This is a genomic window from Priestia koreensis (genome assembly GCF_022646885.1).
GTDB classification, from domain to species: domain Bacteria; phylum Bacillota; class Bacilli; order Bacillales; family Bacillaceae_H; genus Bacillus_AG; species Bacillus_AG koreensis_A.
In genome coordinates this window covers 446288-460302 of the sequence record NZ_CP061868.1, presented here as the reverse complement: position 1 = coordinate 460302, position 14015 = coordinate 446288, and the positions used below count along the sequence as shown (strand labels likewise).

Annotated in this window: 12 protein-coding genes; 3 read left to right on the top strand and 9 right to left on the bottom strand. The window is 39.9% G+C overall.

The annotated features are described in order from the left end of the window. Positions 1-67 precede the first annotated feature (67 nt). The gene (locus IE339_RS02305) at positions 68-622 is read left to right on the top strand and encodes a hypothetical protein (protein ID WP_242173228.1); all 555 of its coding nucleotides are present in this window, start codon (positions 68-70) and stop codon (positions 620-622) included. Positions 623-1034: 412 nt separating this feature from the next. Here IE339_RS02305 and IE339_RS02300 read toward each other — a convergent pair whose 3' ends face one another. Continuing rightward, positions 1035-1709 (bottom strand): NAD(P)H-dependent oxidoreductase, encoded by a 675-nt coding sequence (locus IE339_RS02300; protein WP_242173226.1) that lies wholly within the window; start codon positions 1707-1709, stop codon positions 1035-1037. Positions 1710-1856: 147 nt separating this feature from the next. Here IE339_RS02300 and IE339_RS02295 point away from each other — a divergent pair, with 147 nt between their 5' ends. Beyond that, a complete protein-coding gene (locus tag IE339_RS02295; protein ID WP_053403088.1) occupies positions 1857-2231 on the top strand; it encodes a winged helix-turn-helix transcriptional regulator in 375 nt (124 codons plus the stop codon). A 31-nt stretch (positions 2232-2262) separates the two neighbouring features. On the opposite strand, the gene IE339_RS02290 is transcribed toward IE339_RS02295, so the two are convergent. The 5 genes from IE339_RS02290 to IE339_RS02270 all read right to left on the bottom strand — a co-directional run bounded on the left by IE339_RS02290 (position 2263) and on the right by IE339_RS02270 (position 9333). After that, on the bottom strand, positions 2263-3348 hold the full coding sequence (locus tag IE339_RS02290) for a nitric oxide synthase oxygenase (RefSeq protein WP_242173224.1): 1086 nt from the start codon (positions 3346-3348) through the stop codon (positions 2263-2265). A 161-nt stretch (positions 3349-3509) separates the two neighbouring features. Continuing rightward, complete coding sequence (locus tag IE339_RS02285) at positions 3510-4865, bottom strand: sodium-dependent transporter (protein ID WP_242173222.1); 1356 nt, start codon at positions 4863-4865, stop codon at positions 3510-3512. 201 nt (positions 4866-5066) lie between these two features. Further along, positions 5067-5999: a D-2-hydroxyacid dehydrogenase gene (locus tag IE339_RS02280; RefSeq protein WP_242173221.1), complete on the bottom strand. Its 933-nt coding sequence runs from the start codon at positions 5997-5999 to the stop codon at positions 5067-5069. Positions 6000-6075: 76 nt separating this feature from the next. After that, complete coding sequence (locus tag IE339_RS02275; RefSeq protein WP_242173219.1) at positions 6076-7899, bottom strand: cation:proton antiporter; 1824 nt, start codon at positions 7897-7899, stop codon at positions 6076-6078. 168 nt (positions 7900-8067) lie between these two features. Beyond that, the gene (locus IE339_RS02270) at positions 8068-9333 is read right to left on the bottom strand and encodes a M14 family metallopeptidase (RefSeq protein ID WP_242173217.1); all 1266 of its coding nucleotides are present in this window, start codon (positions 9331-9333) and stop codon (positions 8068-8070) included. Between the two features lie 130 nt (positions 9334-9463). Here IE339_RS02270 and IE339_RS02265 point away from each other — a divergent pair, with 130 nt between their 5' ends. Further along, on the top strand, positions 9464-10963 hold the full coding sequence (locus tag IE339_RS02265; protein WP_242173215.1) for a methyl-accepting chemotaxis protein: 1500 nt from the start codon (positions 9464-9466) through the stop codon (positions 10961-10963). A 25-nt stretch (positions 10964-10988) separates the two neighbouring features. Here IE339_RS02265 and megL read toward each other — a convergent pair whose 3' ends face one another. The 3 genes from megL to IE339_RS02250 form a co-directional block, all read right to left on the bottom strand. Continuing rightward, the gene (gene megL / locus IE339_RS02260; protein WP_242173213.1) at positions 10989-12176 is read right to left on the bottom strand and encodes a methionine gamma-lyase; all 1188 of its coding nucleotides are present in this window, start codon (positions 12174-12176) and stop codon (positions 10989-10991) included. Positions 12177-12341: 165 nt separating this feature from the next. Continuing rightward, complete coding sequence (locus IE339_RS02255) at positions 12342-13100, bottom strand: STAS domain-containing protein (RefSeq protein ID WP_053403094.1); 759 nt, start codon at positions 13098-13100, stop codon at positions 12342-12344. Next, positions 13087-13764, bottom strand: coding sequence for a cobalamin B12-binding domain-containing protein (locus IE339_RS02250; RefSeq protein ID WP_242173211.1), 678 nt, complete (start codon positions 13762-13764; stop codon positions 13087-13089). Before IE339_RS02250 ends, IE339_RS02255 begins: the two co-directional genes overlap by 14 nt. Positions 13765-14015 lie beyond the last annotated feature (251 nt).

Genomic DNA, 14015 nt, shown 5'->3' with positions numbered 1-14015 from the left:
CTTCTAGGATAATATACCTACCTTAATTATGGTAAAATATAGAAAATGATTAATAAAGGGGAACTGGATGAAGATGAAAAAATGGATTGTTGCATTATTATCCGTTGGTATTTTGTTAAGCGGTTGCAGTAATGAGGAAGAATCCGTATCAAAACCTCCACCACCACCGTTAGAAGAGAAAAAGGACCAACCCGTTCCACAGGAAATTTATTCTCTTCCTGATTTCGGAACAACGGCTCTTCCCATGCAAAAAGTACTTAAAAAAGATGGCACTTCCTTCAGTCATTTTCCTTCTATGTATTTAGCTCTCTGCTGGAATGATTGTGAAAGTAATCCTTCTGTTATGAAAAACTATCCCTCTCCACTTGACAAAGACAATTATGGTGATACGTTACAAGTAGATTGGAGTGAACTAGAACCTCAGCCTACCGAAGTTTATTTGTTGAAAAGTAAAAGTTCAGACCGCGAAACCATCGTTTCCCGAGAGAAACAAGATGTTTCTGGCGTCTTTCAACTAGTGATTACAGACGATACGATTGGAAACAACTATGCGCTAGAATTTTCATGGAAAGATCATGACCAATTAATAGGACGTAGTCAATTCAACTTTGGCATTCAATAAAAAAGTCACCTGACGATCGAGGCCACTGAAAAACTTCGGATTTTTTAGATGATCAGTAGAACGCAAGATAAAAAAGCTGGATCCATTCCTTTCTTCGGAATGGATCCAGCTTTTTCTTCATTCTTCTTCCCTTGTTTTTCTTTATTTTAAAGCAAAAAACGGCCAAGTTCCTTTCAAAATGGAAACTTGGCCGTTCTACCTGATGCAGTCGCTCTAGGTTGTTTGGAACGGAAGGTGCGAGACTCCTGCGGGATTAGCGTGACAGGTGAGACCCCGCAAAGCAGCGAGGAGGCTCACCGCACGCCCCGCGGAAAGCGAAGCAACCTGGAGTGGAAATCAACCGACTCCGTTATGAACGCAACCCTTTAAGGACTTTTTCAGCGGTCTCTGACGATCAGGTGACTTTTTCATGTTATTTAATCCATTTAACAACGTCATTCATATCCTGACGTACTTTCGGACGTGGATCGCGAACGCGGTAACCGAATGCAGCCATTACTGCTACTTCAAAGTTTCCACCTTCTAAGACGCCTGCTTGTTCTAGAATGTCATGTACTTTTTCTTGATCGAATCCTTCAATCGGACAAGAGTCGATTCCGATTTGAGCTGCCGCTGTCATCATATTTCCTAGTGCAATATACACTTGTTTCGCAGCCCAGTCGAACATTGCGCGGTCGTTCCCAAGTAGTTTGAAATCAGACTCTAAAAATGTTTTGTAGAAGCTGCTTGTTGCTTTATACGCTTCTTCTGGCAGTTGTTTTACGTCTTTTTTCATATGCTCAATATAGTCTGAGTTGTGGACCATATCCTCTGCTGTGCGTGCAAGCATCACAACGTAGTGACTTGCTGTTGGAAGCTGTTTTTGTGCTCCCCATGAAACTGGTTTTAATTGCTCGCGAAGTTCTGGGTTTTGAATGACTACAAAACGCCAAGGTTCAAATCCAAATGAACTTGGAGATAGTCTACCCGTTTCCAAAATGAATTCAAAATCTTCATCCGAAATTTTCTTTTCTGGATCGAATTCTTTTGCTGCATGTCTAAATTGATATGCCTCTAAAATCTCTTGTTTTTTTGCTTCTTTACTCATGATAATCTCTCCTTCTATGCTGTGTTTATAAATGAATAATTGTTTTTTTAACCTTATACGTTATATTATAAAAGTAATCACAAAAAATAAAAGTACGCACATTTTTGTGGTATAGTATCATTTTTTATACTAAAGGAGGACGTCAGCATGGAGACAAGAATTGATATTTCTAACTGGGATTCTCACGGCTACTCATGTCCTGTTGAAGCAACGCTTGATATTATCGGTGGCAAATGGAAAAGCGTTATTCTTTATCATTTAACGTACCAAGAGCTACGATTTAACGAATTAAAACGCCTTGTTCCAGGAGTAACGCAACGTATGTTGACGCTTCAACTACGTGAACTTGAGAAAGACGGCATTATCCATCGCGAAGTATACAAGCAGGTTCCCCCAAAAGTGGAATACTCGCTCACTGATTTTGGACGAACACTTACTCCGATTATTCAACTTATGTTGAAATGGGGAGTAGAAAATACAGATAAAATCGTTCAGCACCGCGAACAGGCGGAAGCCGAATAGAAAAAAAGAAAGCAGTCTATGCTTTCTTTTTTTAATAAGGCTTATCTTGATAATAATAATTTGGGTTAAGAATCTGATTGTTATACGACTTATGAAAAATATGCGTTGTCGCTGGTGAAACAGGTGGAATTAGCCACGTCCAATCCCCTGTCACATCACGCCCTTCATTGTCTTCATTTTGTTCAAACCGCTTAAACTGCTGAGCGGCCGTATGATGGTCGACAATGCTTACACCGTGTTGCTTGAAGGATTGTAGTACGGCAACGTTTAATTCAACAAGCGCCTTATCCTGCCAAAGGGTAGATGCCTTAGTCGTATTAAGACCCATTAAGGACGCAACCTTCGGAAGAAGATTGTAACGATTTTCATCTGCTAAATTACGCGCTCCAATCTCTGTTCCCATGTACCACCCGTTAAACGGTGCAGCTGGATACACAATTCCCCCAATTTCAAGCTTCATGTCAGAAATCATTGGGACTCCGTACCATTTCAGATTTAAATCTGAAAATCCTGGGATCTCTTCATGTGTAATCGGTACTTCTATTATTTTCTCCGACGGTACATCAAACCATTTCGTTTCACCATCTACTTCAATTACGAGTGGCAACACATCAAAATGCGTTTTATTTCCTTCCCAGCCTAGCTCTTCGCACACCTTTGTAAAGGGAATGGATGCTTCGTCGCCAATAATTCCGTGCTCACTCTCATAGCCAGCGTATCGAATAAGCTGATGATTCCAGATGCGTACAGGATGCTTGCCTTCTTTTTCTGGCTGAAAGATCGTAATGGTTGGTCTGATTCGGCCTTCATTGGAAGCATAATCAATATGGCGATACAATGCTTCTTTCACGCCTTCAATGCTGTTCTGCTTTCGTTCATCAAACACATGAAGCGTATTCCAAAACAGACGACCAATACAGCGATTGCTGTTGCGCCATGCCATTTTCGCACCGTGCTCTATTTCTTCAAACGTATGTTCGTATGTTCCCGTTTGCTCAATTTCCTTCTTTATTTCATCAATGCGCTCTTTTGCATCACTAAATGGTTTTTCAAGCTCTTGATAGCACTCCTCAATGAATGTAGTGGCTTCTCTAATTAATTCGTCTTTTGTATACAACTTGACCTCCTGCATATCCATATCGTTCCTTCTATACATTAAGTATTGTTAACGATCTACATTTTCTATTCCTTCCTATTATGACAAAAATGGGAGTCATTTTAAAAATAAAACGAACTTGCGAATGCTGGTAAAATTCACAAGTTCGTTTTTATACGTATTTATTTGAAGCGATTAAAAACGCCTAAGGAATCGAGCAGCACGAGAATGATCGCAATAGGTGTAACAAATCGTAGGAGGAAAAACCAAACGTTAAAAAATCCCTGCTTGATGTTTGATCCCTCTTGTAATTCAGCGATCAACGTGCTTCGTTTCACTTTTATTGAGATAAATAGTGAGATAAGAAGTGCCCCGATTGGCATGAGCACGTTACTTGTAATAAAATCAACCAAATCAAAAATCGTTTTGTCAAACACTTTGAAGTCTGAAAGTACGCCGTACGATAAGCATGACGGAATTCCAACGATGAAAATGGCGATTCCAATCAACCACGTCATTTTCGCCCGTTTTTGGTCCTGATCTTTAATCACCGTTGCCACGATAATTTCAATCATTGAAAAAGCGGACGTTAGCGCTGCAAATAACAACAGAAGCAAAAAGGCGATAAAGATCACTGAGCCAAATGGTACGTTTTCAAATACCGCTGGAAGCACGACAAAAATTAACGGTGGTCCTGCCGTTGGCTGAATGTTGAACGTAAAGGCTCCTGGGAAAATCGCAAGTCCTGCTAAAAGCGTAATAAACGTATTTAGTAGCGTAATTGAAAGTGCAGATTTCGGGATGTTTTGTGTTTTCGGCAAATACGAGCTATATGTAACCATCACCGAAACCCCTAGTGTAAGCGTAAAGAACGCCTGGCCAAGTGCATACAAAACGGTTTGTGACGTTAGCTTCGCGAAATCCGGAACGAATAAGAAACGAACTCCTTCCCCTGCACCAGGAAGCATTAAGGAGCGGACAACTAGCAAAATAAATAAAATAAACAAAATAGGCATCATAATTTTGCTGACTTTTTCAATCCCTTGCTGAATGCCTTTTGCTACAACAAGAATCGTTAATAAGATGAAGACAAATTGCGCAATAATCGTCTGAGCAGGATTAGCAATAATATCAGAAAAAAGAGTCCCATATTCCGCTTGCGAAAGGCCTGATAAGTTTCCTGATAAGGCTTGAATTAAATATAAAAGAATCCATCCGCCTACTACACTGTAAAACGAAAGAACAAGAAAACTAACTAGCACTCCAATTCGTCCCGTTACATGCCACCATGTATGAGGAGCAAGCTTTTTATATGTTCGAATGGCATCACTTTGAGCATGACGACCAATCGTAAATTCACCAACTAAAAGCGGATAGCCTAGTAAAAATGTAAAAATTAAAAAGAGCAATAAGAATGCACCGCCGCCTCCTGTACCTGCTACGTATGGGAACTTCCATATCGCACCAAGACCGATCGCAGACCCTGCAGTGGCTAGGATGAAGCCTAGCTTAGACGCCCATTGATCTTGTTTTTCCAATACCTCACGTCCTTTCACTTCTGACACAAGAAAAAAGAAGCTGTTTCATTCACAGCTTCTCATCTCATCGACACACATAGTTTAACACTTTAAAGCACTTTTTAAAACTATCTGTTCACTTCGTCCCTTCTACTAGCAAGAAAATGCTAAAAATACGACGGCTCACCGAAATAATGCAAGATCACACAAACGGTTAGCAAATCAGTATCCTTTTTGAAGATCCACTTCATTATGTAGAGGCTGATTGGCGTTCATTTTCTCTAATGTATCTAAAAAGCAAGCAATTCCTTCTTCAGGGGATGTGACTGCCGAAATATGTGGAGTAACCGTCACACGTTCATCTTTCCAAAGCGGAGATCCCTCTGATAACGGTTCTTCTTCAAACACATCTAGTACAGCCTTTCGTAAAAACTGCTGTTCTAACGCCCAAAGCAAGCCTTCTTCTGCTACAGTAGCCCCCCGACCAACGTTAATAAATCCAGCACTAGAAAGGCTCTGAAAGAATTGGTGATTAAAAATTTGATAGGTCTGCTCTGTAAGCGGAAGCGTGCTAATGACCCAATCTGTTTCTCGCAGAAAGTCACTGCGCTCTGATATTTTGTATACGTGTTTAAAATGAGCTTTCTTTTGACCACTTAATGACACCCCTATCACCTCTGTTCCAAGCTGCGAAAACACGCGAGCAACTTCCTGGCCGATCTCTCCCGTACCATAGATCACCACGCGTTGACTTGAAAGGGTTTTAGGTGTAACAGGGGTCCATTCGGAAGCCTCCTGCTGTTTCTGAAATAAATGGTGATGCTGTAAATCCTGTAAAATATAGCTCAAGCAATACTCACTAATCTTTTGACCAAACGAACAAATCGTTCTGGTCAATACTACGTCATTTTTCCATTCTTTTAGACCGATGAAACGATCAACGCCGGCTCCTAGTGAGTGAACCCAGCGGAGATTTCCCCATTGAAATTGAGGGATTGGATAAAAATTTACATAGGCATCTGCCCAAAGAAAATCAGCTGACGTTACCTCTTGTTCATCTAAAAAGCGGAACGTCTGTGGTAAATGACGTCCCTCCATTTCCTGCTTTATTTGGTTTTTCAATCTTCCCGTCACTAGTATATGTTGAATATGCATCGCTCCACGTTCCTTTCACACCGTTGTTCCTTCATCATACACCGATGCAAAAGAAAAAGCTGGCTTTTACCAGCTTTTAGTTCGTTGTTTTCTTTTCTTCATAATGATTGAACGCAGGTCCAAGGCTCACTAACGTATCACCATCGCTTACATCAACATCTGTTCCCTCAGCGAAAAAATGAAGCTCTTTGGACTTCGTAAAGACAAATAAATAGAGCGTATCTTCATTACGTTCTTCCTTAAACTGCTCAAATGAATATTTTTCGGTAATACTCGTTTGGCGAATAACGTAACCTTCTTCGATTTTATCGTTTAAATATTCCCACGTGATTCCTTCTTTAAATAATAATCTACCGCCGACAGTATGGACAATTTCATCTAACCCTTCTTCTTTTTGCTTATTTAAGCTCAGCTGGAAGACGTTATTTCGACCGTATTCTGGAATGAAGGTTGTACATACTAGCGCGTTATATGCGTCGATTTCCGTCATCGTCAGCATGTAGTCATAGGGCGTCATATCAATTTCATATTCGGTATGACTTGATAAAATTTCCCCTCTGAATACAGGCAACTCATATTTTCGTGCAGATAACAGTCGATACCACGAAGCATCTGTTAGAAGCACAGGCACTTTTAGCTCCTTTAATACCTTGGCTAGCTCTGTCGTGAATGCATTTCCTCCAACAAGCAGAACCCCTGGCGTTTCACTGAGCGCAAGGTCTAGCTTCTTCGCGATCCAGCCTATAGAAAAACCGTGGACGCATACCGTAGCAAATACGAGAGCAAACGTTAAAGATGTCAAAATAGATGCGTCTTTAAATCCTGCATCTGTCAACACGCCAGCAAAATAACCTGACACGGTTAAGGCGACAATCCCACGCGGTGCAATCCATCCGACTAAAATCTTTTCCTTTGTACTCAAATCACTTTTTATTGTCGAAAGAAAGATTGAAAGTGGTCGTACTACGAATAGCATTAATAAAACGAATACGATAATGCGCCAGTCTAATATTTTCGCGAGCGTATCTACGCTAAGTGACGCTGTGAGCATAATAAAAATACCGGAAATAAGTAAGACTGAAATGTTTTCTTTAAAATGACGCATATCGTTAATCGATGCAATGTGCATATTTGCAAGCGTAACACCGATGGCCGTCACGGCAAGTAAACCTGTTTCGTGCCCAATTTCATCAGTTAGCACAAATGTGGCTAATACGGCCGCGAACACGATCGGCGCTTTCAGAAACTCAGGAACGTATCCCTTTTCAAACATCCAGCCGATTCCTCGTCCTACTAACCAGCCAATTAATACGGCTAGCAAAGAGGCTAGAATGAACCAAACTAAATCCATTGCACTTCCGGTTTTTTCAGTTAGAATTTTGATAAATTCATATGCGAATACCGCCAGAACCGCGCCAAACGGATCGACGATAATTCCTTCCCACTTCAATATTTTCGCGGGCTTCGGTTTTAGTTTAGCCTGTCTTAACAGAGGAATAATTACAGTAGGACCCGTTACGATAAAGAGGCCGCCAATAACGAATGACACTGCCCACGACAAGTCTGCAACCAAATGGGCCGCAATAGACCCAAAGATCCACGCTAGCACGGCTCCAATGGAGATAATTCGAAGAATCGGTCCTCCTATTCCTCGAATTTCGCGAACATCAAGGTTCAAGCTTCCTTCGAATAAAATAATTGCAACTGCCATTGAAATAATTGGCTTAAACAGCGTATCAAAATCTTCTTTTGGGTTAATAAGCCCAAAAGCTGGCCCAGCCAGCAACCCAGCAACAGACATAATAACAATTGCCGGAAGATGAAACCGCCATGCTAGCCACTGTGAACCGATGCCTAGTGCACCTATTAGCATAAGATGAAAAAGCAGTGAATCAAGCATTTTGTTCCCCTTTCCTCCATTGAACAACTTAGAGATATTGTTTTATGTAAACACTTTTTAATTCAGTAGTGCATGAATGTACTTTACTAATTTAACCTTGTCTCTTCGCCTTCAAACCTTATGTGTTGGAAGAAAACGGTACCATCAAAAAAAGCTGAGAAACTACTCTCAGCTTTTTTCCATAATGTCCTTATAGTACAATACGCCTTCAAACGCTTGTTTGAAATCATGAATCGCCTTTAGACGCCATTTTTCCTCATGCGGATAAAACATTTCCACATACCGATTGTGTACCGTATCTCTCGTCCACTTACTTGATGAACCGTACCAGAACAGACGATTTTCATCCACCGTATGTTTAGCCGATTGCACGGACCCTAGCGTATCCGTTCCCATCGTTCCGAATTCGAATGTTGTCGTATACAGCTGCTTAGCAGGATATTTATCCTGCTGTAGCTTATAGAAATATTCCGTATTATCTCCATTGGTGACATAGTAATCGTCCGATGATGGAGTTAAAACAAGCGGATAATGAAACGCTTGTTGTGCTTCTTTTTCAGTCATCGTTTCATTTATGGAACTAAAAATACTCATTTGATATCGTGGACCATAGCCCGTGTGTAAATCAATGTGAACAATATTTTCATAATTACTCGAAAGAATGTCGTTATAGAGCTGCTTCAAAATCGTCGTGCTAGCCTCATCCTTCGTACCTCCATAGTAAACTCCTTTTGGTTGTGTGTATTGCCCTGTTAGCAGAGCCTTACGTAACGAGTCTGTCCCTTTGGTCGCTATTCCTGTCACAAGACTTCCATAAAAGCCTCCCTCATGCAAAGAAAGATTTCCAAGCGCCCCCGTTGGCTGAAGAAACGACTTCCATTTAGCATAATCTCGGTTTGTATTTTTATCAAAATGTGACCAGTCGTAGATAAAGTTACGATTTAAATCAACGTTACTTTCATTGTATCGCCGCTTATTCTTCATTCCCCATGGATTGGCACAGTGAACCATAATAATTCCCGTATCATCCGGATTCATTTTGGACAAGTATTCTTTTTCAATTACATCTAACATAGCAGACCCTGCATATCCTTCAATACCGTGCATACCCGCCGTTAGAAAAATAAGATTTTTAGGCGTCTTATTGGAATCTGCTTTAATGATGTCGATATTAGCATTAGGAATTCCTTGCAGTGGAATTGCTTCTAGCTTAGTATTTGTCCATCTTTTCTTAAAGACGGATTCATAGGAAATAAATCTGTTTTGAGAAGATTCATAGTCTTCTACATAATGAACTAGCTCCTTGTTGGATGAATGCAGAGCTCTAGGTTGCGAAATATGATAGAGAATAGGAGGTAAAACAAATAAGATACCAACAGTCAGCGAGATGACTATGGCTACAGCAATAAGAAATTTACGTTTACGTATATTCATATGATGGGTCTCCCTTCAAAGGCCTATCCATCCATCTTATTATATAAAAAGGTATTTTTGTAAAAAAATGTCGATAATTATACTTTTTATAGTAAAATAGAACCATTAAAACCTAGGAGATGAACGATTTATGGAAAGTACTTTGCGTCATAGAAATGAGGCAGATGTTAATAAAGTGCTTTATCGAGTATTTAGTATTGCCACGATCGTAATGATTGTGAATGATATTCTTCAAATCGTGTTGTATGGAATGCCCAAAATATCTGTATTGGGCATTAGCTATCAATTGTTCTTTGTCTTGTTTTTGATTCCTGTCCTTTACTACAAGGCATCAAAGGAAAAGCAGCACTTTAAAGTCATTAGCATTAGCTCTTTACTCCTTTTTGCTTTTCTTTTACACACTGATTCATGGGTAAATGTTCCTTTTGTATGGCTCGTTCCTATTGGCATTGCGATGCTGTATACAGATGTAAAAATTATACGTAACGTGTTAATCATAACCGTTCCACTATTAATCCTATCTCAGTTTATGCACTACTGGTTTGCAGATAAAATGGTGATTGAAACAAGCATGAATCGATCGATCTTAACAGCGATTTACTTTACCATTCAATTTCTATTTATCGGCTTTTTACTTGTAAACAGCACGAAACGCTCAAGCGATATGCTCGTGCATAGCGAAGAACTAACTCAGCACGTAACAGAGGTTCTAGCAACCACAACGGAATCGTCCAGCACGTTAAGTAAAAATGTCTATGAGTTGAATCATAATATTCAAGATTCACAGCTCGGAATTAATCAAATTAATGCGGCTGTACAGAATCTTCGCGAGCAAAGCGGCTTCTTTTTATCGCTAATTGAACAGACGGAACAACAAATGAATGACATTGCTCATTATCTTGATGACACATCTAAACAATCGGTAGTGATGAATACAGATACGACGGTTATCGCTGATCTAGCAGGGGAAAATAAGCAGTCTCTGCTTACTTCTGTGCAAGAGATGAAGGAGATAAAAGAAGCTTCCGATCGTTCCATCTATGCGGTACAGCAACTAGAAGAAAAAATGAGTCAAATTACGGTCTTTTTGACAGGGATTAATACCATCGCTGGGCAAACAAATCTGTTGGCTTTAAACGCTGCGATTGAAGCGGCAAGAGCCGGCGAGCACGGTCGCGGCTTTGCTGTTGTAGCAGATGAAATTAGGAAGCTCGCTGATGAATCCTCAGCATCTGCTCACAATATTCAAGAGTTGTTGAACGATATTGTCACAACAAAAGACCAAGTCATTACGTCCTTTAAGCAAACGGATCACATCGTTAATCACAGTGTAGATACCATTCATGAATCTGTTTCATCATATGACCAACTCATCACACTACAGAAGCAAATGAACGACAAGCTCCAATCGTTCACATCGAACATGAATGTGCTTGATCAAAAAGGCGAAATGGTGAGCGGTGCTATGTCTACTCTTCGGAATACTCATAAAGATAATGACATTAACGTCGAAGAAATTGCAGCATCCGTTGAAGAGATTACCGCCTCTTTCCAAGAAATTAGTGCGTATGTAGAGGAAGTAAACGAACGCGCTCACTCGTTAAATAACATCGCAAAAGAAGCCCGCTAAGCAAAATAGCGGGCTTCTTCTTTCTTTATAAAATCGTATCCAATGCCTGAGATAAATCTTCCCAAATATCCTCCCATGCTTCTAATCCTACAGAAAGACGAATAAGCTGATCTGTAATCCCCATCTCTACTCGCTCTTGTGCTGGAATGACAGAATGCGTCATCGTGGCAGGATGCTGAATTAACGTTTCAGCGTCTCCTAAGCTTACGGCAATCTTAACGAGATCCAAAGCATTTAGAACACGCTGTGCATCTTGTTTGCTTCCCTTGATTTCAAATGAAATAAGACCTCCACCCTTTTTCATTTGCTTCGCCATGATCGGATAATCTGGATGCTGAACGTTTCCTGGATAATACACGCGCTCTACAGATGGATGCATATTGAGCTTTTGAAAAAGACGCTCTGCATTTTCGCAATGACGGTCCATACGTACAGGCAGCGTTTTTAATCCTCGAAGTAATAACCACGCATCAAAAGGTGCAAGTACTCCTCCAATATCCTTTTGTGTCGTCATTGCCATATTCTCAATAAAATCTTTCTTTCCAACCACGACACCGGCAATCACATCACCGTGTCCGCAAATATATTTGGTGGCGCTATGAAGAACGATATCACATCCTAATACAAGTGGCTGCTGAAGATAAGGTGAAGAAAACGTGTTGTCGACTACTACCTGTAATCCATATTCGTTTGCAACTTTTACGACAAGCGATAAATCCACGAGTTTCATCGTAGGGTTAATCGGTGTCTCCACGTAAATACAAGCTGTTTCAGGCTTGATAAGGGCGCGTAGCTGCTCCTCCGTTTCCATTGCACAAAAATCATGTGTAATGTTGTATTTCTCCTCCATTAGCTGTAAAAGACCAAACGTACAGCCATAAATACCCTGTGAACAAATAATATGATCGTTTGCTTTTGTTAATGAAATCAGTGTTGCTGATACGGCCGCCATACCTGAACTAAACGCAAGCGCCGCTTCTCCAGCTTCCATGATCGCCATTTTTTCTTCCAATGATCGAACCGTTGGGTTGCCTAATCGTGAGTAGACGTATCCCTCTTCTTCTCCTTTAAAACGCATCTCACCCTGCTCCGCATTGCGAAACGTAAAAGTAGACGTTTGGAAAATTGGCATTGAAAGACTTCCTAGATGGTGATCTACATTATATCCACTATGAATGACCTCTGTTTCTATTTTTCTCGTCCCATGTTTCATAATATCCCCTCTTGTCTCTAAAAATGATCTCTCTACCTCCTTATCATATGTAAAAACTCCACATAATGAAAGCGTTTTCTTTTTCGGTGTTTCTCAATCAGATTACTGAGATTCTTATAAAAAAACACAAAAAAAGAGACGCACCGTCTCTTTTTTGTTTCTATATCAACACACTGGAAAAAACTTTTCAATAGCTTCTTTTAAGTTGCTAATATAGTCTGCCGGTATCTCAATTCCTGCATTATACTTATGAAGCGCAACCGCATGTACAGGATTCACTCCTGTTAAATAACAGTCTGTCCCCATTAGTTTGAAGTCTCCGATGAGACGAGATAAGTGAGAAATTCCCTCTGCCTCTACTTTTCCAATTGCTTGAAAATCAATAATGATCTTCTCAATCGAGCTATTGTAGAGTGAATTCACCAGCCTACTTCGGTTATATGAAATTAATTCTTCGTTTAGTGTTCCAAACAATGGAATTAATGCCACTTCTTTCGAAAGGTTAATAAGTGGACCAGAAAGCTGAACGATCTTTTTTAATGAATTCTCGACTTCTTCTTTTTTAAGAAACAATTCAAGATCCGTTTCAGCTAATCGCTTTCTGTGCTGCTGTACTTGTTCAGTAAGAAGCTTAATATGCTCATCTTGCTCGATACACGTAATGTACCCTTCATTATCAACCCATTTAATTGCCACTTTAAAAAGAGCAAATGGAGAACGATGAGTTTTCATTACTAACTCTGTTTCAACTCTGTCATTTGAAAAAAGCTTTTCCTGCGCTTTTTTCTTACTTTCACGATCGACTAGATTTAAAAAGTTTGGAGTTGTCGTAAATATATCTCGTGTGCAATCTGATATCTCCAATATTTCTAGGAAGCGATTTACCCTAAAATACGGAAAAGGTAAATGCCTAGTGTTTGACAATCGACTTCGCTCCCTCTTCATAACTCGCTAACCAATCAGATAAATGACCAAGAGTACTAATTAACTTCGTATCTTTTGAGCAACAATGTTCATAGTTATGAGGATACTGGGCGATCATTCTCCCCCCTATCATCACCTGTGGTTGATGAGTCTGTGCCTCCATCTTTTCAACATATTCAGAAAGACGAGGAGCATAGTGCGCCATACTAAATGAGAGACCGATTACTTCTGGCTCCCATTTCTCAGAAGCTAGCATCGCATACTCCAACGGCAAATTTGCGCCTAAAAACTTTGTGTTCCATCCATAATCTTCAAAGATAATGGAGATCATTTTTAGTCCGAGGTAGTGCTGTTCATCTTCTATACATAAAAATAAAGCTCTCGGCTGTTCATCATATACATGATCTTTTTTTTCTTTTTTCAGCATGTGCTGATAACGTGATAAAACGTAGTCACATGTCATCGTCGCTAAATGTTCGTCAGCAACCGTAATGGCATCCGTTTCCCAAAGGTCACCAATTCGAACCATTGCTGGTGAAATGAGCTCTTGAAACAGCATTAAGCAGCCATTTAACTGTTCATGCTCATCGAGCACTAGTTCCCATGCCTTCTCTTCATTGCCTTTTAACAAAAGCTCTGTAAGGTACTCAGACCGTTTATTCAAAAAATCACCTCTACTGGTTTGTATATACTTCATAAAACGTATTTGATTAATTATTTCTACAAAATCCTATATGATTCCTCTTTCTTTTCACCGCGTAGCGACAATAGACAAGAACTAATCGTAAAAGATCATTTTATTCACCTTAACACAAACTTCCACAACACGATACAATTGTTCTCTTTTATATCAGAGACAATTTAGCTATAATTTTAAAGAGATAAAATGTTTTTATCGTTCAAACAAGACATTTC